This window comes from Hydrogenophaga sp. ZJX-1, from assembly GCF_048590325.1.
In the GTDB taxonomy this organism is placed as follows: domain Bacteria; phylum Pseudomonadota; class Gammaproteobacteria; order Burkholderiales; family Burkholderiaceae_C; genus Hydrogenophaga.
The window spans coordinates 82,616-106,423 of sequence record NZ_JBMBRA010000002.1; the positions used below are offsets into that span (position 1 = coordinate 82,616).

General features: G+C 61.0%; 20 protein-coding genes and 1 pseudogene. 14 read left to right on the forward strand and 7 right to left on the reverse strand.

Translation table 11 applies throughout. The features are described from left to right. Positions 1 to 11 precede the first annotated feature (11 nt). A pseudogene (locus tag ACN5W5_RS05200) lies at positions 12 to 667 on the reverse strand (DDE-type integrase/transposase/recombinase); the annotation flags it as partial. Positions 668 to 684: 17 nt separating this feature from the next. Here ACN5W5_RS05200 and ACN5W5_RS05205 point away from each other — a divergent pair. Both ACN5W5_RS05205 and ACN5W5_RS05210 read left to right on the forward strand, forming a co-directional pair. Then, positions 685 to 1,953 (forward strand): porin, encoded by a 1,269-nt coding sequence (locus ACN5W5_RS05205; protein WP_420047501.1) that lies wholly within the window; start codon positions 685 to 687, stop codon positions 1,951 to 1,953. A gap of 485 nt (positions 1,954 to 2,438) precedes the next feature. Beyond that, complete coding sequence (locus ACN5W5_RS05210) at positions 2,439 to 3,734, forward strand: MFS transporter (protein ID WP_420047502.1); 1,296 nt, start codon at positions 2,439 to 2,441, stop codon at positions 3,732 to 3,734. Between the two features lie 112 nt (positions 3,735 to 3,846). On the opposite strand, the gene ACN5W5_RS05215 is transcribed toward ACN5W5_RS05210, so the two are convergent. After that, positions 3,847 to 4,068: an integrase core domain-containing protein gene (locus tag ACN5W5_RS05215; RefSeq protein WP_420048160.1), complete on the reverse strand. Its 222-nt coding sequence runs from the start codon at positions 4,066 to 4,068 to the stop codon at positions 3,847 to 3,849. A 745-nt stretch (positions 4,069 to 4,813) separates the two neighbouring features. Here ACN5W5_RS05215 and ACN5W5_RS05220 point away from each other — a divergent pair. The 7 genes from ACN5W5_RS05220 to ACN5W5_RS05250 all read left to right on the forward strand — a co-directional run bounded on the left by ACN5W5_RS05220 (position 4,814) and on the right by ACN5W5_RS05250 (position 11,122). After that, on the forward strand, positions 4,814 to 6,070 hold the full coding sequence (locus ACN5W5_RS05220) for an alpha/beta hydrolase (RefSeq protein WP_420047503.1): 1,257 nt from the start codon (positions 4,814 to 4,816) through the stop codon (positions 6,068 to 6,070). A 137-nt stretch (positions 6,071 to 6,207) separates the two neighbouring features. Beyond that, entirely contained in the window at positions 6,208 to 7,869 is a 1,662-nt protein-coding gene (locus ACN5W5_RS05225) for an AMP-binding protein (protein WP_420047504.1), read from the forward strand. Between the two features lie 28 nt (positions 7,870 to 7,897). Then, on the forward strand, positions 7,898 to 8,497 hold the full coding sequence (locus ACN5W5_RS05230) for a VOC family protein (RefSeq protein ID WP_420047505.1): 600 nt from the start codon (positions 7,898 to 7,900) through the stop codon (positions 8,495 to 8,497). A gap of 1 nt (position 8,498) precedes the next feature. Next, entirely contained in the window at positions 8,499 to 8,753 is a 255-nt protein-coding gene (locus ACN5W5_RS05235; protein WP_420047506.1) for a hypothetical protein, read from the forward strand. After that, entirely contained in the window at positions 8,750 to 9,913 is a 1,164-nt protein-coding gene (locus tag ACN5W5_RS05240) for an FAD-dependent monooxygenase (RefSeq protein ID WP_420047507.1), read from the forward strand. Before ACN5W5_RS05235 ends, ACN5W5_RS05240 begins: the two co-directional genes overlap by 4 nt. Before the next feature lie 4 nt (positions 9,914 to 9,917). Further along, positions 9,918 to 10,373, forward strand: a complete 456-nt coding sequence (locus ACN5W5_RS05245; protein WP_305723836.1) for an acyl-CoA thioesterase — start codon at positions 9,918 to 9,920, stop codon at positions 10,371 to 10,373. Continuing rightward, entirely contained in the window at positions 10,370 to 11,122 is a 753-nt protein-coding gene (locus ACN5W5_RS05250) for a maleate cis-trans isomerase family protein (protein WP_420047508.1), read from the forward strand. Before ACN5W5_RS05245 ends, ACN5W5_RS05250 begins: the two co-directional genes overlap by 4 nt. Before the next feature lie 14 nt (positions 11,123 to 11,136). On the opposite strand, the gene ACN5W5_RS05255 is transcribed toward ACN5W5_RS05250, so the two are convergent. Then, a complete protein-coding gene (locus ACN5W5_RS05255) occupies positions 11,137 to 12,042 on the reverse strand; it encodes a LysR family transcriptional regulator (protein ID WP_420047509.1) in 906 nt (301 codons plus the stop codon). A 220-nt stretch (positions 12,043 to 12,262) separates the two neighbouring features. On the opposite strand from ACN5W5_RS05255, the gene ACN5W5_RS05260 reads away from it, so the two are divergent. The 4 genes from ACN5W5_RS05260 to ACN5W5_RS05275 all read left to right on the forward strand — a co-directional run bounded on the left by ACN5W5_RS05260 (position 12,263) and on the right by ACN5W5_RS05275 (position 18,767). Next, on the forward strand, positions 12,263 to 14,479 hold the full coding sequence (locus ACN5W5_RS05260; RefSeq protein ID WP_420047510.1) for a hypothetical protein: 2,217 nt from the start codon (positions 12,263 to 12,265) through the stop codon (positions 14,477 to 14,479). Between the two features lie 31 nt (positions 14,480 to 14,510). Continuing rightward, positions 14,511 to 16,601: a hypothetical protein gene (locus tag ACN5W5_RS05265; protein ID WP_420047511.1), complete on the forward strand. Its 2,091-nt coding sequence runs from the start codon at positions 14,511 to 14,513 to the stop codon at positions 16,599 to 16,601. A 52-nt stretch (positions 16,602 to 16,653) separates the two neighbouring features. Continuing rightward, positions 16,654 to 17,625, forward strand: a complete 972-nt coding sequence (locus tag ACN5W5_RS05270; protein ID WP_420047512.1) for a Bug family tripartite tricarboxylate transporter substrate binding protein — start codon at positions 16,654 to 16,656, stop codon at positions 17,623 to 17,625. 275 nt (positions 17,626 to 17,900) lie between these two features. Further along, positions 17,901 to 18,767 (forward strand): alpha/beta hydrolase, encoded by an 867-nt coding sequence (locus ACN5W5_RS05275; protein ID WP_420047513.1) that lies wholly within the window; start codon positions 17,901 to 17,903, stop codon positions 18,765 to 18,767. A gap of 39 nt (positions 18,768 to 18,806) precedes the next feature. Here the strand turns inward: ACN5W5_RS05275 and ACN5W5_RS05280 are convergent, their stop codons facing one another. The 4 genes from ACN5W5_RS05280 to ACN5W5_RS05295 all read right to left on the reverse strand — a co-directional run bounded on the left by ACN5W5_RS05280 (position 18,807) and on the right by ACN5W5_RS05295 (position 22,455). Continuing rightward, positions 18,807 to 19,016: an integrase core domain-containing protein gene (locus ACN5W5_RS05280; protein ID WP_420047514.1), complete on the reverse strand. Its 210-nt coding sequence runs from the start codon at positions 19,014 to 19,016 to the stop codon at positions 18,807 to 18,809. A gap of 167 nt (positions 19,017 to 19,183) precedes the next feature. Then, on the reverse strand, positions 19,184 to 19,306 hold the full coding sequence (locus tag ACN5W5_RS05285; RefSeq protein WP_420047515.1) for a transposase: 123 nt from the start codon (positions 19,304 to 19,306) through the stop codon (positions 19,184 to 19,186). 609 nt (positions 19,307 to 19,915) lie between these two features. Next, the gene (locus ACN5W5_RS05290) at positions 19,916 to 21,100 is read right to left on the reverse strand and encodes a porin (protein ID WP_420047516.1); all 1,185 of its coding nucleotides are present in this window, start codon (positions 21,098 to 21,100) and stop codon (positions 19,916 to 19,918) included. 68 nt (positions 21,101 to 21,168) lie between these two features. Beyond that, positions 21,169 to 22,455, reverse strand: coding sequence for an MFS transporter (locus tag ACN5W5_RS05295; RefSeq protein ID WP_420047517.1), 1,287 nt, complete (start codon positions 22,453 to 22,455; stop codon positions 21,169 to 21,171). 553 nt (positions 22,456 to 23,008) lie between these two features. On the opposite strand from ACN5W5_RS05295, the gene ACN5W5_RS05300 reads away from it, so the two are divergent. Then, positions 23,009 to 23,647, forward strand: a complete 639-nt coding sequence (locus ACN5W5_RS05300) for a TetR/AcrR family transcriptional regulator C-terminal domain-containing protein (protein ID WP_420047518.1) — start codon at positions 23,009 to 23,011, stop codon at positions 23,645 to 23,647. The last annotated feature ends 161 nt before the right edge of the window (positions 23,648 to 23,808 follow it).

A 23,808-nucleotide genomic window follows, 5' to 3' on the forward strand; every position in this document is an offset into this window, starting at 1 on the left:
AGCCTCGACTGCTGGAGCAGCCTGTGGCGGTTAAACCATGACACTCGTTCAAGGGCGGCCAGTTCCACACCTTCCCTTCCAGGGTGTGGGTGCTCGCCGATGGATCAGTTCTGCCTTGTACAACCCGTTGATCGTCTGGCCAGCGCATTGTCATGTCTGCCGCCCTTGATGTCCTCTGAGGGCTCAATTCCGACCTCGGACAGGTCCTCGGTGTAGCGGATGTTGACGTACTGAGGGTAGCCGCGATCCGAGTGGGAAATCTGATTGCCGTCACTCTCAAGCTGGCGGACGTATGGCGCGTGATCCATCGCATCAGCACGAAATGGGTGCGCATCGAGAAGCCCACGCGCCAGCCCACGATGCGCCGCGCGTACACGTCGATTCCGCTGGCTGCATATGGCCTGCCCTGTCAGGTTGAGACGTGGGTGATTTCCGGGACCCAGAGCTGGTTGGGACGGTTCGCCCTGAACACTCGATTGACCCGGTCCAGCGGGCATGGTGCTCGGTCATCCCTGACGGCGGTGCGCATCACCTTGCCAGTGTGCGCCCTGCAAGCCCAGGCGCTGCGTCAAGCGCTCCTCCATGCAAGGGCAATAGGGACGCCCTAGCGATTGAGCTGATTTCGGACTTCATCGGCACCGAAGACCTGCATGTTGGCGTGCCCTACGACCAGAAGCGGTTCAGGTGCGCACGGGCATTTTCATTGTGGTGCTGAGCTCGCTTCAAACGAGCGTGGGCGAGTGCGAGCGGATGCCAGAAGTGAGTCTGGTGATGTTAAGGATACGGGTAAACCATTATTTGAGTGCCAGTCAAATACAAGGTATCGTTCGCACCGATCTGATATTTGAGACACAGTCAATAAATCTCAAACAGCAGATTCATACCCGTCACCGCTTCACTCGGCATGTCATCCCGACTGAAACCGTCGAGGGAGCGGATTCGAGATCCCATTGCGCATTCAAATTCAAAGGAGACATCATGTTCAAACATTCAGTAGTTGCGTGTGCCTTGGCGGCTGCAACCATCGCCGTACACGCTCAGTCCTCAGTTTCAATTTCCGGCATCGTGGATCTTGGCGTAGCTAAGGGGAATGGGGGCACTGCTGCCAATGCTGGTGGCAATGGCACGTCAAAGGCCTGGATGCAAAAGCAGGCGACCCCGTCGCGCTTGGTGTTCAGGGGCACCGAAGATCTGGGAGGTGGAACGTCTGTTTCCTTTGTGCTCGACCATCGCTTCACACCAGACGACGGTGCCTCTTCCGCTACTTTCTGGGGTGGTCGATCGCTGCTGGAGATTGGGTCGGCCAAAACCGGCACCCTCTACATGGGGCGCGACTATTCACCAGCCTTCTGGCCAGCGTTCCTGAGCGATCCGTTTCAGTGGGGAGGCGTGGGTCAGATCGGCCTGCCGCAGTTCGCTGGGTTCAGCGACACCGCTGTGGTACGCACCAACAACACGTTAGGCTACCTGTCGCCACGCCTCGGTGGCGTGACGGTTCGCGTGGCTACCGGACTGGGTGAAGGTGTCGCACCTCGTGACGACGGTATCAGCGTCGACTACAGAGCCAATGGAATCTACGCTGCCGTCGGCTTTCAGAAGCTCCATGGCGCGGCGGCACTAGGTGGTGGGAATTCACTATCCAACCTGGCTTTGCACTACGACTTCGGGGTGGTCAAGCCGATGCTCTACGTCGCCAGGTCAAAGACCGCCGGCGGTACCGTTTCCAATCAGTTTTGGAATTTGGCAGCAGTCGCGCCTTTCGGTGCTGACAAGGTGAAGGTCGCCTACAGCCAACTGACACCGGGAAAGAGCGCCAAGCAGACCAAGATCTCATTGGGCTACGAGCACTACCTGAGTAAGCGCACCAATGTGTACCTTGACGCTGGCTCCGGTCGAGAGTCTGGGAAGTCCACAAACACCGCTTACGGCGTCGGCATCCGGCACACGTTCTGATCTTTTGCTCACTTCCTCAACTGTCCTACGGTCCTGCTGGACCGCCCCAGGTTTTGAGGAAGCTCATTTCTCTGAGAGGACTGAGCCATGAGCAAGACTAGGCATCCCTACACCAAAGGGCTTTTTGAACGAGTTCCACTAGTTCGGTTTCCGCTCCGCTATATCGGCATCGCCAATTCCTTTTGCCACACAACGGGACGCGATGCCGCTCGAATTCTCTCTGTTCGCTACCGACGTCCCCGCCCTTCCCGAACGGAAGACCGAAGCGGCTGTCGACCCATAGGGAACGACTGTCGCTAGAACAAGCCGACATCGACAGCATCGAACGAACCCACTCGCGCGTTTTGAGTGAACGTAGAACTGCGTCAGTGCTGCAACCAGTTATTTACACATCATCAAATTTTTCGAGGGTCATCCCTCGTACTAGCCGGTGATCTCATGCGCGAGAAACCGGCCCCACCTAATCCGCCAATCATGGAGTTCGTATGGACACAAACAACTCGACACCCAATCCTTCAGGTATTGCCGATGTCGTACTTCCGGGTGCAAGTGTTGAAAAATCAGGGGTGCAGCAAAGCCTTGTGGTTCTTGGAGCAGCCGTAGGTCTGGGGTCAGGCTTCGCCCCGATGTACTTTTCAACGCTTTCTGTCTTCCTCAAGCCGGTAGCCGCAGAGTTCTCCTGGGGCCGCGCCGAAACCGCTGGCGCTGGTGTGCTGTCGATGTTGGGGCTGGCTATAGGCTCGGTGCTGGTAGGCCGGTGCATCGATCGCTTCGGTCCTGCACGAATCATCTTGGCATCGGTTGCACTCATGGCACTGCTGATCAACCTATTGGCGAGGGTGGGCAATGACCCCTTGCTGTTCGGTGGCTTGAGCTTCCTTATTGGCGTCGTTGGCGCCGCCACCACTCCACCGGGCTACCTGTCGGTGCTTGCCATGTGGTTTGACAAACGCCTAGGATTGGCACTCGGCCTCGCTGGCGTCGGCATGGGCGTGGGCACGGTACTGATGCCCATGATTACGCAAGGGTTCATAGCCCAGTATGGCTGGCGCGGTGCATACATCCACCTCGCCCTCTGGTCCGCAGTCTTCGGTGCCCTCGCCTGCGTCCTGATGTTTCTACCGCGAAAGCATCGGCCGCTGGCGCGTCGCGAGGGGACCCCTTACAAGTTGAGTATGCCTGGCGAGACAGTATCCGAAGCACTGCGCAGAGGTCGCTTTTGGCTGCTGTCAGCGGTGATTCTTGTAGTCTCAGCGTCGAGCCTTGGAGTTTCGATCCACTTGGTTTCGCTAGTAACCGACTTGGGCGTCAGCGCTTCCGGCGGCGCACGCGTGGCAGCACTTACAGGCGTAGGCGTAGTGCTTGGTAGGTTGGTATGCGGCGCCGTGCTCGACGTGTATCCGGCCCCTCGCATCGCTGCCGTGTCGTTCGCTTTAGCCAGCGCAGGCACCGCACTTCTGGCATCTGGTGCACCCACAGGTTTCGCCTCCGTGGCGATGTGCGGGTTGATGATCGGATTCGCAATCGGCGCGGAAGGTGACTTCATTCCATTCTTCGTGCGCAGGTACTTCGGGCTGCGAGCTTTCGGCTCGATCTACGGTCTCTTGTTCTTCGCGTTCGCGATTGGTGGGCTACTCGGACCTATTGCTTTCGGCGCTCGCTTTGACGGATCGCAAAGTTACGCTCAACCACTTTGGGTCGCCGCGACAGGCTTGGCACTCGCAGCCGTTGCGGTGTTGAGACTCGGCCCATACCACTATGCGTCACCCCATCATCCTTGAAGCACCCTTGAACTCCTGCTCCAATCAAAGTTGAGGTTGGAGAACGGTTTAACACCGTACTCGACCGGAGGGGGATTCGGCCAAGGGCTTCATGTGGACGAAGATGGCTCTATCAGTTCTGCCAGTCGACCGTCATGCCACACATTTCCGGCAGGGACTGGAAGACGCAGCAGTCCAGCACCTCGATGCGGTAGGTCTTGTTGAACCGTTCGACGTAGGCGTTCAGGGTCGGCTTTTCAGGCTGGATGTGCTGCAGGGCAATGCCTGTGCTCAGCGCCCATTGAGTCAAGGCATGGGCGATGAACTCCGGGTCGTTGTCCAGGCGAATCGACATCGGCACCGCGCATTTCCACCAGTTCGTTGAGCGAATGGACGACGCGCGCTGCAGCCAGGCTTGCATCGACCTCGATGCGCAGACTTTCGCGGTTGAATTCGTCGAAAACGTTGAAGGTTCTGAACCGCCAACTGGACCACAGCGCGTCTGACATGAGGTCGCTGCTCCAAGCCTGGTTAGGTTGGCCTGCGACGTGTAGTGGCTGTTTGATGCACGCAGGCAGTCGATTCTTGACGCGCCGCGGCAGGTTCAGCCGTAGCTCGCAGTACACGCGCCGTAGCACCGTCTTGCCCCAGGGCTTGCCTTGGAGGCGGGCGCTGTCGTACAGCAGTCCAAAGCCGTGACGCGGGTTAGCGCCATGTGTGTCTGAATGAAGGTGATGACCCCCGAGTCGTCGCGTTCCGTCGGTCTGTAACGCTGCGTGGAGCGGGAGATGCCGCTGGCGGTGGAGTCCTTCTGCACTTCGGACAGCTTCCATGCCATCGCACACGCCAGCACTTGCTCGCGGCACAGGCTATCCGCTGCCCTTTCCGAAGTGGCACCGCGGACGCCGACCCTCACGGGCTGCGTACTTGGCCGGCTCGGCCACTTTGGAGTCGCCTTGTTGTTGTGCTCACGGTCATCAGCAGCAGCTTCGACCAGACCCTGTTCAGCACAATGGCATCAGTGGTTTCCCTTAATTGAGTGTGGGTCAAATATAGTAAAGTTCGCCATTATTTGATTGCAACTCAATTTAGGAGAACACATGACACAAGAGACGCCCAAGACCGGGCGAGTAGCGGTGACGGCGGGCTTACGGGGCGCCTCGTGGAACGCAGAGCGTATGAAGCTCCCATTCAGCACTACCCCGTTCTCGCTGAACACTCACGATGGCCAGCGCGCCCTGGGCTTCCTATTCGCCCGCGGTGGTGAACGCAAAGCAGTGCTTGCAATGCACCCTCGCGAAATGGTCATGACTCACTACCTTGTACCCGACGTGCTTGACGCCGGTTGGGCCTTCTGGGCTCAGGCACCGCGCTCTATCGGCAACGATCTGCGGCTGGAACACGAGATCGCCCTGCTGGACGTAGCGGCTGGCATTCGCCAGCTACGCGCCCTGGGTTTCGAAAAGATCGTGTTGCTGGGTAACTCTGGTGGCGCCGGCCTACTGAGCTTCTACAACCAGCAATCGCTGCTGCCCGCCGAGCAGCGCATCGCACGCACACCCGGTGGTCGCCCCACTCAGCTAGCAAACGCCGAACTGCCGGTGGTGGACGGCCTCATATTCGTCTCGCCCCATCCTGGCCAGGGCGCGCTCCTCCTCAATGCTCTGGACCCCTCCGTTACGGACGAGAACGACGCCTTCTCCTGCGACCCGGCACTGGACCCTTTCAGCTCAACCAATGGCTTTCGGCGTCCACCGGAGTCCGCGCAATACGCACCGGACTTCATCGAACGCTACCGCGCTGCCCAAGTCGTGCGCTGCGAACGAATCGACGCCAAGGCACGCGAGATGATCCGACGCAAGCGCGAAGCACTGGCTCGACTAAAGGAAGCGCCCAGCCGCACCGACAAGCAGGTGGCCAGCCATTCGCCAATCTTCCAAGTCTGGCGTACCGACGCCGACCTGCGCAGTTGGGACACCTCGCTGGACCCTTCGGACCGACTGGTGGGCACCTTGTGGGGAGCAGACCCAGCCGTCTCCAACCTAGGCAGCGTGGGTTTTGCTCGGGTTGTCACGCCTGAGTCCTGGCTGTCTACCTGGTCGGGCCTGTCCTCCAACGCGGTTATGGCCAAGACAGTGCCATTGGTGCAGCAGCCAGCGCTGCTCATCGAGTACACGGGCGACAACTGTGTCTTCCCTGCCGACATACAGGTAATGCTGGCCGCCATGCCCACTCCCGATAAAACCCACCTGCGGGTACGCGGCAATCACCACGGTCAAGCACTTGGGCCTGATGAGCCCAATGGCCAGGAGATCGCCGGCAGCCACATCCAGGGCTGGCTGGACAGCCGCTTTTGATCTTTGAACAAAACACTGGAGACTGCAATGAAACACCCCTTCCTTACCTCTGCCATGGCCTTTGCATACATGAAGAAGATCCTGTGTATGGATGTCTACCGGAACACTGGCATCCAACCGGAGTGAAGTCCACCGCTATGCTCGCACCTTTCCTCCATACAACCCCAGGTCCCACGCTGCGCGTGCCGGGCGTGGTCTACCCCCCGCCCGAACAGCTGCGCCGCGACACCGAGGCGGGGTTCATTGGCCAATCCACGCTGGCCGAGGCCTTCATGGCCACCCACGCCGCCCACGCCCACCGCCCCGCGCTGGTGGGGCCTGAGGGGGTGATCACCCACGGGGAACTAGACATCCTGACGGACCGCGCCGCCGCCGCCCTACTAGACCTGGGTCTGGCCCCGCTGGACCGCGTGGTATTCCAACTGCCCAACTGCAAGGAACTGGTAATCGCCCTACTGGCCTGCTTTAAGGCCAACCTGATCCCGGTCTGCGCACTGGCCTCACACCGAGAGCGCGAGATCGGCTACCTGGCCCAGCACGCGCAAGCCCGCCTGCACCTGGTGCCGGGTGACGACCCCAAGTTCGACCACGTCGAGTTCTCGATGCGCATGCGCGCCAAGGTGCCCTCGCTCGCACACACCGTGGTAGCGCGTGGTCCAGCACAGGGAGGCGCCCGGTCGCTGCGCGAACTGTGGGAGGCGCAGGACCCGGCCACAGCCCGAGTCCGGGTGCGGGCGCTGCCGCGCGACTCTTACCAGGTGGCACTGTTCCAGCTTTCGGGCGGCACCACCGGTGTGCCCAAGATCATCCCGCGCAGTTCGGGTGATTACGTCTACAACATGCGCGCGGTGGTGGACTGGTTTGGCTTCGGTCCGGGAGACTGCTTCTACAACCCCATGCCGCTGATCCACAACTTCAACCTGGTATGTTGCTCGGCGCCCATGCTGCTGGCCGGCGGCGCCATCGCCCTTGCGCCCACGCTGGACGCGGAGACCGTGATGGGCATCCTGCGGCGCGACAAGCCCACATGGTTCACCCTACCCGGCCCGCTGCTGGACAAGCTGCAGCCAGCCATCGCCAGCGGTGCGGTGAGCTTCTCGCATGCGCGCGGCTCCATCACATCCAAGGGCGCCGACACGGTGGAAAAGCTGACCGGCGTGCCCACCTACCATGTCTTCGGCATGACCGAGGGGGTAATCATGTTTACCCATCCCAGTGACTCGGACGAGGCACGCTACCACACAGTGGGCCGGCCCATCTCGCCGCACGACGAAGTCAAGATCCTGCGGCCTGGCACTGAGGAGGAGCTGCCCCTAGGCGAGGTCGGAGAGTCCGCCTTTCGCGGCCCCTACACGGTGCACGGCTACTACGACGCGGCCGAGCGCAATGCCGAGGCTTTCACCAGCGACGGCTTCTACCGCTCCGGCGACCTGATGTCCAAACGCCTGATCGGCGGCAAGATCTACCACGTGTACGAGGGTCGCATCAAAGATGTAGTGGACCGAGGCGGCGAGAAGATCAACGCTGAGGAGGTTGAGACCGCCGTCAACACCCACCCGGCCGTGGCCGCCAGCGCTGTCATTGGCCTTAAGGACCCACTACTGGGCGAGCGCATGTGCGTGTGCATGGTGCTGCAGCCCGGCGCCCAGGCACCCACAGTCGCGTCGCTGGGCCAGCACCTGCAGGCCTATGGCCTGGCCAAGTTCAAGTGGCCCGAGCGCATCGAAGTCATCGCCGAATTGCCGGTCACCCACGTCGGCAAGCTCGACAAGCTCACGCTGCGCCAGCGCTACGCCTGATTCTCTTCATTCCTCTGGAGCCCTTCCCATGAGCCACCCACTCACCCAACGCAGCACGCCCATCCATGGCGTGCACCACACGGCGCGCCCGACCTGGAAGCTGCGCGAGACCGTCGAGTTCTACCGCGACAAGCTGGGCCTGCCCCTGGTGCACGCGATCTCGGCACGCGGCTGGCCCGATGGTCATCCCGACTTCCTGCACTTCTTCTTCGACAGCGGCAACGGCAGCACCATCGCCTTCTTTTACTACATCGGCACCCAGCGACCGGACTACCTGGAGCCGGTCCAAAGTCACTTCTACACCGCGACGCACACCGCCTGGCAGGTGGAGAAGCTCGAAGACCTGGAGATCTGGCGCCAGCGCCTGCTGGCTCAGGGCGTGCCGCTGCGCTACGAGACCCGGCACGAAATCATCGAGTCGCTCTACTTCACCGACCCCAACGGCTACCCGCTGGAGATCACCTTCCAGCTGCGGCCCATGCAGACCATCGATGCCGAGGACGCCGAGCGCACCATCCGCGCCGGCATGGAACTGGAGGACCTGGGCAATGCCGGCGCCTTCCGCTGTATCGACGACGTCTGGCGCCGCAAGGGTGCCGAGCTTTCCGAACTCACCCAGGAGGCCTGAGATGCCCACATTGTTTGTCTTGAACGTCGATGAGTTTCATCCCCTGATCGAGCGCGCGCGCGAGCAGGTAGGCGTCTCCGTCCAGCCCGGCCCGCGCGGCTACACCCGCATCAGCGCCGAGGGCGAGCTGCGCTTCAATCGCAAGGCCCTTGGCTTCAAGCCGGCCGTGTGGTACGGCGCGCTCACCGGCGGACTGGTCGGCCGCATCGCCGAGTTCTCGCGCGACGAACTGCACATCGTCGGAGAAGCGTCATGAACATCGCCATCGTGGGCGGCGGCCCCTCGGGCCTGTACCTGGCCCTGCTTCTCAAGCGTCGCCGGCCCGAACTGAAGGTGTCGGTGCACGAGCAGAACCGGCAGGGCGACACCTTCGGCTTCGGCGTGGTCATGGCCGACACCGGCCTGTCGCACCTGGAAGCCGCTGACAAAATCTCGCACGACGCGCTGCGCACGGCCATGCACTTCTCGCACCAGCAGACCATCTGCCTGAACGACGAGGTGCTGGACATCATTCGCCCCGGCGCGGGCGGTGGCGCCATCACCCGCATCGAGCTGCTACGCATACTGCAGGGCCAGTGCGCCGAGGTGGGCGTGGACCTGCACTTCTCCTCGCGCCTGGATCTGGCCAACGGCGGCCTGGCGTCCATCACCGCCAGCGCAGACCTGGTGGTCGGCGCCGACGGCGTGAACTCGGTGGTGCGCCAGGATGGGGCCGAGACCTTCGGCACCAGCCAGCGCCTGCTGCACAACCGCTTCGCCTGGTACGGCACCACGCGCCTCTTCCCCAATCCGGCGCTGGTCTTCCGCGAGCACGCGGGTGGCCACTTCGTGGCTCACTACTACCGCTATAGCGACACCATGAGCACCTTCGTCGCCGAATGCGACGAGGCCACCTGGTTCCACAACGGTCTGGACAAGATGACGGACGAGATGCGCCAGGGTCTGTTCGAGCACATCTTCGCGCCCGAGCTCGAAGGCCTGCCCCTGGTCGCCAGCAACTCGGTGTGGCGCCAGTTTCCGGTCATACGCAACCAGCGCTGGCACAGCGGCAAGACAGTGCTGATCGGCGATGCCCTGTCCAGCGCTCACTTCTCCATCGGCTCGGGCACACGCATCGCCATGGAGGACTCGATCGCGCTGGCCGACGCCATCCTCGCCCACCTGGGCGACGTGCCCGCCATCGGTGCAGCCTACGAGGCGGCCCGCCGCCCCGGCAAGACCAAACTGATCGAAGCCTCCGAGAACAGCTTCAACTGGTACGAGGACATCGCACGCCACATGGCCTGTGGCAACGTGCACGACTTCGTGCACAGCTACATGACACGCACCGGCCGTATCGGCGAGGACAGGCTGCGCGCCCAGTTCCCTGAACTCGTGGCCGCGCTGGAGGCCCGGCGCAACGCGACGGTGGGCTGAACCCATGGCCATCGAACCAACCGAGTTCGTTCTGAGCACCCGGCCTTTCGTGGTACGTCGTCGCGTGCGCTGGGGCGAATGCGACCCGGCCGGCGTGGTCTACACGCCGCGCTTCACCGACTACCTAGTGGCGGCGGTGTCGCTGTTCCACGAGCACCTGTTCGAGGGCGAGCCGGCCGACTTCCGCCAGGCCCTGGGCATAGACACGCCATGCAAGGGCATGTCGCTGGTGTTCCAAGGCGCGCTGTGGCCTGGCGACGTGTTCGACATGGCGGTGCGCGTGGGCGAGATCCGCAACGCCAGCTACGACGTTCACGTGATCGCCACCCGGCCCCAGGGCGCCGCCGTCTTCACTGGCGTGTTCAGCCCCATATGCATCCCGCACGGCGAACGCCGTGCCATCCCAATTCCCGACGCTTATCGCGTCCTACTGCTACGCAGTCAGGAAAACACTGAATGAACTCCTCCGTCCGCCCCATCCGCATCGGCCAGATGGTGCCCAGCTCCAACACCACCATGGAGACCGAAATCCCGGCCATGCTGCGCCTGCGCGAGGCCATCGCGCCCGAGCGCTTCACCTTCCACGCCAGCCGCATGCGCATGCACAAGGTCACACCCGAAGAACTCAAGGCCATGAACGGGCAGACCCAGCGCTGCGCCGCTGAACTGGCCGATGCCCGTGTGGACGTGATGAGCACCGCCTGCTTGGTGGCCATCATGGCCCAAGGGCCGGGCTTCCACCGCGCGGTCGAGCGCGACATGGCAGCGGCCGTGGCCGAGGCGGGCGCGGCCTCCAAGGTCATGACCTCGGCCGGCGCGCTGATCCACGGCCTCAAGGCGCTGGGTGCGAAAAAAATCTCGCTGCTGGCGCCGTACATGAAGCCGCTGACGCAGAAGGTGGTCGAGTACATCGAGCACGAAGGCATCGAGGTGGTCGACCGCATCTGCTTCGAGATCCCCGACAACCTGGAGGTGGGCCGGCGCGACCCCATGCGGTTGATGGACGACGTCAAGCGCCTGAACATCGCCAACGTAGACGTGGTGGTGCTCTCCGCCTGTGTGCAGATGCCCTCGCTGCCTGCGCTGCAGCAGGCGCAGGATCTGCTTGGCCTGCCCGTCACCTCGACCGCTGCCTGCACCGTTCGCAACATGCTGGATCTGCTGGCACTGCCGGCAGGCTTCGCTGGCGCGGGGGCTGTGCTGGCCTGACAGAGGTACACAGCCTACACCAGCCTAGCACTGCGTATCGTCTGCTCAAGGCAATGTGCAAAGTACTCCCCGGCCCTCGTCATGGGCACGTCGGAACGAGTCACCCGAATCAAGGCTACATCGGGCGGGCGCAGTGTAGTTTGGTCGATGGCCACCATGTCCTGCATCTCCGGCAAGGCAAGAGACCCTCGCAGCATGATGGCCACGCTGTCCGAGCAGCGCAGCAGGACCATGGCCTGCAAGGCCTCACAGACGATGACGCGCTCTGGGGGTGCCACGCCTGCATCGGCAAACATGGCCGACAGTTGGCTTGGCCCATCCCCTCCCATGGGCTGCGTGGCCACCCATTCGAACTGCACCAGCGCCGCGGCACTCGGTGCCTCCAGCACGGGGTGCCCACGGCGTACCGCCACACATTGACCCATGCACTGGATGTGCTCCACCTCGAACTCGTCGCCCAACCTTGCCTCTGTGTCTCCTATCGTCACGGCCATGTCCAGCGAGCCATCGCGTATGCGGGGCAGCACCCGGTGCACCAGCCCGTCCACCAACTCCAGCTGCACATTCCGGTATCGCTGGCGAAACCAAGTAAAGGCCTCGCCCAGCACGGCGCGGGTCACGTAGGGCGTGATGCCGACTCTCAAGCTGCCCGCATCGCCACCGGCGGTCTGCCGCAGGTCGTCGCGGGCCAGCGCCACCTGGCGCGTAATGATCCGCGCCCGCGCGACCAGGCGTCGACCCGCATCCGTCAGGTCGATGCCACGCGAACGGCGCTCCAGCAGCGCCACGCCCGCCTCCTCTTCCAGCAAGCGCATGGCCTTGGTGATCGCGGCCTGCGAAAGGTGCAGTTGCCGCGCCGCCGCGCGAATGCTGCCGTGCTGCACCACCGCGACCAACAGCTCCAGTTGTTGCAGTTTCATGGGAAGTAAGGGACTCCGACCAAGCGACATCCAAACGTTTTCTTTTACCCCTTGATTTAAACCCAAAAATTCAGGTTTTAAGGCATTTTTGGGCCTCGAATGACAACTATCAGTGGTCATGACAGAAAACTGATGCCTTCCGAACCAAGCACCTGACTCCTAGTATTTCCGAGGCAAGCAGCACACCAACTTACTGAGATTCAACTTGAAGACAGCCCTAATGGAACTTGATACCACACTGGAAAAGCTCGGAAGCCAGCAAGAACGTCTGGCAAGCCTGCAAACCGCGTCTGAAACCGCCCACCACGCCATCGCGCAGGCCGTGCAGGCACTGAACGCAGTACCAACCGACTCGATGCTGTATGTCCGGGAACGGTCAGCCATCGATCAAGCACTGCTGCACCTGACCAAGGCCAAGTGGTACTTGGGCCGCTTCAGCGGCTCAGCGCTGTACTTCACCGACTTCACCGCCAGCATGGTGGATGCCGACCTCGCAGGAGCGTCCTTCGCCAGCTGCCTGGTGCTCGCAGACCGTTCGCGGGCAACGCTGGAGGGACGGCAGTTCGATGTCCCGGCCGACGAGTTCGCTGTTCAAGTGCCTACCCATCAAGACAGCGAGATCCTGTTCGCGGACGGGGTGCCTCTCGTTCCCACCGTCTGCCCCATCGTGCTTCTTCAGGGCAGTTCCTACGAGATGGGCAGGCAATACATCGAGCAGGTTGTCGATGTCTATGGCAGCTGGATCTTCGAAGCCGTGGCCAAGCGCCGCTTCAGCGAGCAGGAACTGCTCACCATAAGCCGTTGGCATGAGCACCTAGAACACCTGACACCGGAGATCTGCGACATGGTGCGTGGCTGGGTGGATGCGGCCCACGACCTGGGCATTGCCTTGGACTACTGGAACGCCATCCAACTCTGGACCGGCCACTTCGAACCCATTGCGCAGGGCATCAAGGGTCATGGCATCCGTGATCTCGCGCCAGCGGGCCAAAGAAACGAAGACCGGTCTGCGTCGGCCTACCTGGGCGGGCAATCCGCGCAGCACGCGGCCGTCGAGGCGCACGAGGACCTGTGCAGTGGCTGCTGCGCCTGGGGTGAAGCCACCAGCGAGGGCAAGTTGGTGGCGGCGTCCACCACCGACCACGACTGCACCTTCCAGGCCACGGTGGTGGCATACCCCGACACCGGCCACGCGTACATCTACACGCCCTTCTCGGTCAACGGCTTCATCCCCCAGCTTGGCCAGTACTTCTTCGCCGGCCACCCGGGCATGAACGACCAGGGCCTGGCCTATGTGCATCACGGTGGTGGCCTACACGGCATTGAGGGCCCGGCGGATCGTGGCTACGGCTTGCGCCGAGGCGCATCCACCTTCCACAACCTGCGCTATGCCGCCAGCACTAAGGAGGCACTGGCCTTCGAGCTGACCTGCCCGATCGGGGACGTCGGGACCATCCTGGGTTCCGTTGGCGGTTTCTATGCCGACGCCAACGGGGCCTACGCGTGCGAAGCCAGGCCCTCGCCATCGGTAGGGCAGAACGCCATCGTTCGCACGCACGCCTTCGACACCCAGGGACAACGCTACAGCTTTCTTTACGCCAACAACAACTCCATGCACCCGCGCTCCAGCGGCGGGTTCCAGCCACCAGAGTCGGGCTACAGCTACAACTCCATTGAGGGCTGGTTCGAGGGCGCCCCCGTACACCACTTGCACCTCGGTCCACTCGGGCTCAGCCCCCTGCTGTCCACCAAAAGCTCGCAGGGCCGTAACCGCTACCACTTCGAGACCCTGCAGGCGAGCAATGGGCGTATCAGCGTCGACACGATGCTGGACCTTCTTCGCGGTAGCCCACCCGCGCGCCGCCACGCCGACGGCCGCCCCATGTCGCGGGTGGAAATCGAAAAGGCCTGGCTGGCCGGCAACCCCTGGCCCAGTTCGGTGTGCCACCGAGTGAACGCCTTCACCAGCATCATGCAACCTGACAACGCCGGCAACGGGCTGTACATGGGCTGCATCGGCCCAGCCAACCGACGCACTCGCATGCACATTCCGGGGCACGGCTACTACCACCACGACGAGGTCAACGAGTTCTGGGAGATCCGCCTCAAGGACTCGCCCGAGGCTCTGGTCGACGATGCGAGGTCCCGCGCGCAGCGGCTGCTGGCACGGGCCCAGGAGCAATGGGAGGCCGCGTTAGCTGCCCCTGGAGGCGTCGCGCACCCGGCCTATTTCCTGGGCATCTTGGATCGGGCGCGCGAAGCCTGGGCGCAAGGCACAGACCGGCTCGCGCAACTGCAAGACGCATCCACGCCGTCGGCGCGACTACGCACTCTCTCTGCGGCCTTGCGCCGCTTCACCGACTGCCAGTGCCGAGCCAAGCAACTTGGTACCGAGCTCTCGCACAGGCAGGCTGCACCCCAAGCCCTGGCCCATTGATTGATTTCCCTCCGATACAGAGGACACGTGAATGACCGACCCACTAGCCCAGGCCCAGCAGCTTCGCACACAGGCGCTGTTCGCCGTCTACGACGCCAACCGTTCCTTTGTTGACAAGGGATGGGGCGACCCGGTCTACAACGCCGGGCGCGAGGCACTTGACAGCGTGCTGATCGGGCTTGCCCAGGCTAAATGGACCCTGGGTCAAGCCGATGGCACCTACCGCGAGTTCGCCCCTGAGCCGCCCTCGGTTCCTGCCGCAGTGGCGCAGGCCACCCAGGGTCTCGAACGCACCATCTCAGCTTGCGAGCAAATACGCCAGGCCTGCGAGGCGGGTCGCCTGCCGCCAGCGGTGGAACGCCCAGAACTCCGACGCAACGCCGAAATCCAGTTCGCTGGCAACACGCCCCTGGTACCCAACGTCAACCCTGTGGTAGTGCTGCAAGGGAGCAATGCCGAAATGGGCGCGCAGTATGCGCAACAAGTCATCGACATCTATGGTCCCTGGATCTTCGCCCAGCAGGCAAGGAAAGCCTTCACCGACACCGAAGTGCTTGAAATCAGCCGCTGGGAAGCCGAGCTTCAACGCCTGACCCCAGAAGTGCTGGCCTTCGCCGCCGGCATGGCACGGGGCTGCACCGAGGCCGGACTGCGGATGTCGCGCCAACAGGCAGTGGCGATCTGGACTGGCATCCGGCCACCAGCCCGAGAAGCCCGTCCAATGGCCTTCGCACAAATGGACGGCGACAGCGACGCCCGCATCACTGCTGCATACCTCGGGGTTTCCGCACGCACCTTGTCTACTGAAACCGACTTGTGCAGCGGCATCTGCGCCTGGGGCAGGGCCACGGCCGATGGTTCACTCATCGCAGGTTCCAGCACCGACCACGATTGCACATTCCAGGCCACTATCGTGGCCTTCCCAGACGAGGGCAACCCCTTCATCTACACCCCGTTTTCAGCGAATGGGTCCATCCCTGTCCTGGGCAACTTCCACATGGCTGGCCATCCGGGCATGAACGCGGCCGGCCTCGCCTATGTGCACCACGGCGGCGCCAATACCGGGGAGCCCCAGGCGCAATGGGGCTACGGTGTGCGGCGCGGCCCCGCCACCTTCCACCTGCTCCAGTTCGCCAGCGACGCGGCCGATGCGCGCAAACGCTTGCAGGCATTTCCTGTTGGCGATGCGGGCATTTCACTCGGCACGGTGGGCGGTCTGTTCGCAGATGCGCAGCAAGGCTTCTCCCTCGAATCCCGGCCGGGCGCACCAAACAGCCCCCACCCCATCGTTAGGGAACACAGCTTGGACGTCCTGGGCGAAACCTTCGACTTCCTCTATGCCAACAACAACGCCATGGCGCCGGAATCTGGTCATTTGAACTGCCCGCCCGAGGCGGGCTACCGCTACACGGTTGCCGGCGGCTGGTTCACCCTGGATTGGAATGCCATTCAGTCGGAACCAGGTCCCAAGGCCTTCCGCCGGTTGAATACCCGCTCCAGCGAAGGTCGCAACCGCTATGCCTACCGCAGGATGATGGAGCGCTACGGCCGCATCGACTTGGAGTACATGAAAGCTGTTTACCGCCAGGGCGGAGACATGCCACTTGGCACGTTGGAGCAGCTCCAGCGGTTGTGGCAGGCAGGCTCGCCTTGGAATTCGTCCACGGCTCACCGAGGCAATGCCTTCACAGCAGTGATGCGACCGCAGTGTGGCGAAGGTGGCCGCTATCTGGGCTGCATCGGCCCAGCACACAGGGCGGTGCAGGCACGCGGACCCGAGCATGGCTACCACTATGTCGATGAGACCAACACTTTCTCGGAAATCGAGCTCAGGCGAAGCCCGGAAGCGGTGTTGGAGGCCGCGTTGGAACTGGCCCATGAGCGCTGCCAACAAGGCCGCACGGCCTTGAGACAGCTTGGAACCAAGCACCCAGCCTTCGCGCTCTTCTCAAACTGGCTGGGGGAGGCGGGCCATGCCCTGGTCGGACTCTCCGTGACCGGCGCGGTGGACCCCGCGGCTCCACGCACCAGGCAGCTTGCACGCATCGCAACAACCCTGCGATCGACGGTACGTGCCCAAGTCAGAGCCACACAAGTCACAGAAGCAATCGCCTCTTTGTAGCCAAGACCAGTTTCCCACCCGCCCCATCCAAGCACCAGACGAAAGACACACCATGACCACACGCCGCACCTTTTTCGCCACCTCCGCCGTCGCCCTGGGCGCCTTGGCAACCTCAGCCACCTTTGCCCAGTCCGCCAGGACGTCTCGCCTAATTGTTGGGGGGGCCGCCAGCAGCATCGCTGACATGCTGGCACGCCCCCTGGCCGAGGTACTAGGCAAGTCCATGAACCGGCCCATGATCGTCGAGAACAAGCCGGGCGCGGCAGGCTTCATCGCCATCGCCGACTTGCTGCGCAGCCCCAGCGACGGGCAGACCCTCATGATTTTGGGGGCCACCGCAGTGGCCTGGAACCAATTCATGTTCAAGAAGCTTCCCTACGATCCTGAAAACGACATCGTGCCGGTCGCCCCGCTGGCAGCCATCCCAATGGTGATAGCTGTCAACCCCAAGGTGCCGGCTAAGACCCTGGAGGAATTCGTCGCACTCGCCAAGAAATCGCCGAACTCGTACACCTACGGTTTTGGCGGTATCGGCACACCCTCTCACGTGTCGTTCGAGCGCTTTCGCAGCCTAACCGGTATCGATGTCGTTCCTGTGCCCTACAAGTCCGGTCCCAGTGCGTTGCAGGACCTCATGGGCGGGCGCATTGACTTGATGCTCGACGGCGTACCTCTTCTCGAGCCCCACATCAGGACTGGCCGACTTCGTGCGCTGGCCATGGCTACGCGCGCTCGGGTATCGGCTCTTCCCGAAGTGCCTACTGTCGGCGAACGAGGACTCCCAGAGTTCGACGCCGCGATCTGGGTAGGCGTCGGCGTCCGCAGCGGTACCGAGATGGCAGTGGTAAACCGGCTAAACGGCGCCATCAACAATGCGCTGGACAATCCAATCGTTAGGGAAGCCTACACAAAGATGGGCGCAGAGATCCGCAAGGCCAACCAGAAGGACTTCGCCGAATTTGTCAAAGAGGAACGTGGCCGTTGGGGCCCCGTAATCCAACGCGCGAAGATTTCACTGGACTGACAACAAGCGAGCTGCAAATGACGAACTCATCCTTCTCCTCCTCCACGCCCCGGCTTTCCGCCTATGCCGGCAACGACCTCACGAGCACACGTGCCACACCCGCCCCGGACCAACTTGCCCAGGTCCCGGCTATCTCCCTGCCCGAGCCACGCGCGCTTGCTGCCGACGAATGTGGCCCTCGGGCGGTAAGTGCATCGGTGCGCAAGGCAGGCTCTGGCGCTAGTTGCAGGGCCTATCGCTTCAGAGTTGCGACCTCGGCTGCCCTCGACGGCACCATGGAGCTGTTTGCAGAGATGTCTACCCAACATGAGATTGACGAGGACACAACGTTGATCCTGCTCATGGCTGGCGGCTCCAACAACAGCAGCTATTGGGACTGGCCACTGGACCCCGAACGCCACTCCTTCGTCAGACACGCCACCAACGCTGGTTTTGTTACCCTGAACCTAGATCGCCCTGGCTACGGCAAGAGCGACCGCCCCGACCCGACCCGCATGGACTTCCGGGCGCAGGCCGACGCGGTCCGGCAGGTGATGGCGCAGCTCAAGAGCGGGGCCATTGGCCATCGCTTCAAGAGGGTCGTTGTTAACGGGAACTCCATGGGCGGTATGGTGGCTTGGCACTCAGTAGTCCACCCTACGCCGGCCGATGCAGTGATCGTCAGCGGAGTTGGCCATGGCCTCAGCGGCATGGCGATGGACATGGTTCTCAACGCGCTGCAACCAGTAGAGGAGCACCCCAGCTTTGGACTGGGTTGTGGTCTATTACCTGGTTACTTCATTCGACGTCTGTCGCCCGCGCTCCCCGCAAGCGGCCACGATTTGTACACCTTGTTGTTTCAGGACACAGTAATGCTCGCCGAGCTACAGGCGATTAAGCCCGACTCGGAGAACGTCGAGATCACCAAAGGCATACACGTACCGGTGCTGTTCGCGTTAGGTCGACACGACCTGCGCTGGTGCACGACAACCGGAGACTGTGCCACCGACCCAGTCTTCTTGGATGAACCTCAGAAATACCGACAGGGGACGGATGTAAGTACGTTCCTTGTGCCAGAGGCGGGTCACCTGATCAACAAGGACCCGGGGGCACACTTTTTTTTCGAGAAGACTATTGCATGGTTGCAGGAACGGGGATTTTGAACGCACACCTACGCTCCCCGAAAGCTGGACAGTTCTGAACTACTGGCTGGCAGATTCGTCGGGTTGAACTGACCTGCTGTTGACGAACTCGCTCGGGGTCAGGCTACCGAGCGAGCCGTGTGGGCGGTGGTGGTTGCAATCGTCCTGCCAAGCCTTCAATTTCTCTCGGACATCGTGCAGTGTGATGAACTCGTTGACAATGAGGAACTCGTCGCGCAGTCGACCGTTGAGGGAGCGGCCAGCCCTCACGTTTGAGCATTACCGGCTCCCTCAGGTAGCCAAACCGCAGCCGGCTCAGCGCGATGTCGCGGATGCGCTGGCGCAGTGCACTACGCTCCGGAAGCTAGCTTTCTCGTCCTCACAAGCTGCCTGAGCTTGCGCAGTTCCCTCGCGCCCAGCTCACCAAACCTCTTCTTTCACTTGCAGAACGTGGACTCGGAGATCCCGATCTGGCGGCACGCGTACACCACCGGCGTAACGCCGTCGGTCATTCGGAGCGCATCTGCAATCTGCTCTTCGCCAAATCGGGACTTCTTCATCGCTGCTCCTTGCCCGTCTTGGTGACTTGGGAAACTAACGTACCTCTGGTTTTGAACCATCGGAGCTTTACGTGGGGGACCGTCACTAGCTACCCACTGGTGCGCGAAGTACCTGCTCACTTAAAAATCCAGGTCGGGCATGGCCACAAGGCGCGGCCCTCGCAGGAGAAGACCCGGACCACCCGCACGTCGATCTCCTGCCCCGGCAAGCGTAGGGCAAGCACCAGCCAGCGGATGGCGAAGTCGATCTGTGGTTGATGCGTGAGCGAAAGAAATCGTTGGCGACGAGGCAGGCAAACAGCTTGACAGAACTCCCAGAAAACAGGCCCGATCCGAGATCAAACCGAGGGTTCTGCGTCCCCAGGATCAACCGGCGAGCCGGTGTTCATGGGATTGCGGGAGGATTTCAGCGGCAACGAAGAAGAAGGACCTGCCCACCGGCGAGTGAACGCCGACGGGTGCGAGACAGCACTGACAGCAGGCAGTTTCGGGCCTTTCGTGTCGGATCGGAAGACGGCCTACGCATAGGAGCGCGCACCGTCTGAAGACGGCTCCACGGCTATGACGCTCGAATCGAGGGTTTCCGCAGCCATCTTGACGCCCATTCTCCTAGAAATGATGCGTGATGCCTACAGTGAAGCCCGACACGACCCCTCCAACGCTGGGCGCCGGAAATTTATTCGCAGCCTCGTAGTTGTAAGTCAGCGACGAATTAGGGCCGTTTCTTAGTGTGCCCCATCGGCCATACAGCGCAGTGCGCTTGGACAAGTAGTAGTCGTCACCAACAGTTAGACCCCAAGCATGATTACCGGCAATGGAGGTTTCTCGATAACCCACTGTCGCTCGAAGTAGATGTCGCCCTACCAACTTCTGCGCGCCCAGGAGATATAGCTTAGCCGTGGCACTCCCAGGACTCTGAGGCCGCGTTTGCATGTAGACCGCCGAACCCGTGAATGGCCCAAAATCCTGCATCGCGCTAACGAGAAAATTATCGGTGCGGACCGTCGGTTCCACAATATTGTCGCTGACGCAGGGAGTCGTGGAAGTCGCTATCGGGTCACACCAGTTCTGAGAGAGAGATACGGATGCAAAAGTCTTGCCACCTGAATAAAACATCGAAACTGCGCGATTATGGGTTTTAGGTCCAGAGCCCGGCAACCCCTTGAATGCATAAAAAGCATTGAACCCCAAACTTCCCGCAATAATCGGGGATGAATAACTGATGGAATCATTGATCCGGTTTGAATCAACGCTCGCCCCATACCCCAGGTCTCTGTATGCAGCAAGATAGGAATAAATCGACTGATGCCCGGTCGCCAAGAATGGGTCAGCACCAATAGCAAGCGCAGTCGCACCGCTCAACTGCTTTCCCAATGAAAGGCTACCCCACTCCTTGTTACTGATGCCCACATAGGATCCGCGATTGAAGAAAGAGCTTGCACTCTGCATAGCTCCGGTATCAGGGTTGAATCCAGCTTCCATACGAAAATACGCCGACCACCCTTCGCCGAGATACTCTTCACCATACAGACCAACTTTTGAAGTCCATGCATTGTTGCTCAGGACTCTTTTGGAACTGCCTTGCTCCCCGCGAGTGTAGTCCAGCCCAATGTCCACGGTCCCGTATAGGGACACCCTGCTGCTCCCTGGTGTAGCGCCCATAGCACCTGGGCCTAGGCCGGAGACAACAAGGCGTCGAATATCTTGCATAGAGCCGCCATCCGCCCAGGAAAGACGCGGTGCAACTCCAAGAAAGATGGCGAACAAAAGAAAACCAATTTTTTTCAGTTTCATTCCTTATCCTCTATAAATTAAGATTCATTAAAACTCGATCAAAACCACAAATCGGCGACACAACACAATTATTGTTTATCACCAAATTCCCGATAACGCCCCATAAAAACCACCGCAGCTGCCGCCATACAAAGCAACGATGCCGCCCCCCACAACGCAAAGGAATAGTCATTGAAATGATCGAACGCGAGACCAAATAGCACTGGCCCCAACACTCCACCTATGCCGTGAGCAAAAAAGAGCATTCCGTAGATTGAGCCAAATGCCTTCAATCCAAAATACTTTCGGACAAAAAATGGCAGGAAATCTCCTTCTGCGCCGAGGGCAAACCCGATGAATAGCCCACTCAAGGCTAACCAAGCGAATTCAACTTCTTGTCCATTCAAAAGCAGAACTACCCCGATAGCAGCCAGAAAAAATGCGCCCGCCGCGATCATGGGAGCGTGATAGCGATCGAGCATGTAGCCGCAGGCCACACGCCCGATGACGACGCCTGCGCCACTGATCGCGACGGCCTTTGCCGCCATATGGGCTTCAACTCCTCTATCAGTGAGCATCGCGACGAAGTGGATCACTACCCCAAGACTGGACACTGCGACAGCCATGACGACGCCCAAGAGGAGCCAGAAATTCCTACTTCTTATGGCTTCCCTGGCCGTCATTCCCTTGACTGGGCTCGTCTCAACGGTCGGTGACAATCCGGCCTGGTGCTTATTGCCCGCTCTCAGAAAGAGAATGAAGCACGCCAGCATCCCTGTTGCTCCGGAGAGCATGGCCAGGCTGACGTATGCCTGCCGCCAGCCCTGGCTGACGATCAGGTGGCTTGCGAGCATTGGCATAAGGATCGTGCCGACCCCCATACCGATTCCAGCGAATCCAAGGGCCAAGCCAAGCCGTTTGTCGAAGCATCTCGCCAATACAGACAAATAGCCTGGCGGAGTTGTGCCTGCACCGACGAATCCAATTGAGAAACTGAGCGCTGTGAAGAGCGCAGGGCTATTTCCTATCTTCGATAGCAACGCAACCAGCGCCGTGGTAGCAATAACAGATGAGATGATCACGCGCGGCGGGCCAAACCTGTCGATCAAATTCCCTACAGCGATGGCACCAAAGGCTGCGCCAAGCATCGAGAAAACTGTGGCACCAGATGCCTGCGCTCGCCCCCAATCGAATTCCTCTGCAACTGGCTTCAGAAAAATGGATATCGTTCCGAAAAAAACAGGGGCAAAGCCCACGCACAAGCCAAGCGCAGCGCCAAATACAATAAGCACCTGACTGAAGGAAGGCGTTTTCTGTTCTCCGGAAATCCCCCCCCCAGCAGGGGTCGGATAATTTTTTTTCAAAGTGTGCTCCATCTATGAATTGAGATCCTGGTTGATCAGGAATGGGACGCAGGGTGTAGCGATAGCTGGGGCATGGAGGCGCCACAAGTTCGATCCATCACCGCTACGCATCAGCCCCTTGGTTGTGCGTTGCGCACCGGTTGCGTGCACCAGAGGCGGTGCGGCACTAAAAAAATTGACTAGCAGTCGATTCATGTTCACCTTTCTATAAATTGATGCATCATCAATACAATATTCATGCCAGGCTCGAATCAACGACTGTTCGCCCGTAGCGTCTGCCTTGCCTCTACTCGGCAGACTGATCAATCGCACCCGCCGCTGCCGCGAGCTCGGGCTTAGGCGAGCGCTCCACCAGCCTGCTGCTCAGAGAAGCGGCACCGCGCAACAACGAGCGTCCTTTGGTTGACGCTCTGACCGTGCACCCCACAATCACTTGGGCTGCCTGAAGAGGGACAATAGAAAAATGAAGAGTGAGTCAAACTTGCCACCAGCAAGTACCCCACCCCGCAGGTCAGGGCGCCGGCCCAAACTGGGCGGCGCCCCGAGCCTTACACGCGAGGACGTTGTGAAGCACCTGATCGCGCTCGCTCAGCGCGAGCCTTTTTCGGAGATCACAATTGCCAGACTTGGACGGGAGCTCGGGGTGGTCCCGTCGTTGATCCACTATTTCCTTGGAAGCCGTGATGACATGATGAGCTTGGTGTTAAACCATGCCCTGAAGGAACTCGCGGAGCTGTCGCCACCCCTCTCCGGCGTATGGCGTGCGGATGCGGAGGCCCACCTGCGTCAGGCGTATGAGACGCTGCTCAAATGGCGAGGCATCACCTCCTACATGGCGGAGCAGAATAAGTACCGGATATTTCAGAACGTCTCACCTGGTGAGGTTGACTTTGGTCTGGTCTTCTACGACCGAATGGGGCGGATTTTTCAAACGGGCGGCTTCACCTCAGAAGACTCAGCCCGTGCCTACCACCTCCTAATGCATTTCCTGACTTCGATCACACGGGCAGACGTGCTCAAGCTGGAGCCTGCGGCTCAACGCGAGACGCTGCGCACCCATGTAGAGCAATTCCCTGTCTCCGACTATCCCGGTGCCCGCTTCATGATCGAGGCGTTCACTAACCTTGACTCCAAACACACGTTCGAATCCGGACTAACGCTTTTGCTTGATGGCTTCGAGCGTTGGAGGGCACAGAGCATTTGACGGATTTCTTCGCGAGCCTCATGCCCAATCAGATCATTGAAATTCTGAAAACCGAGTGAGCCAAGACTGCGCGCGCAGGCCTATTTAGCGAAATCCAATAGCCGGTTGCGAGACATAGGGGGGGTCTCTTCACGCCCAACTACGCCCACCTATGCCTGGGC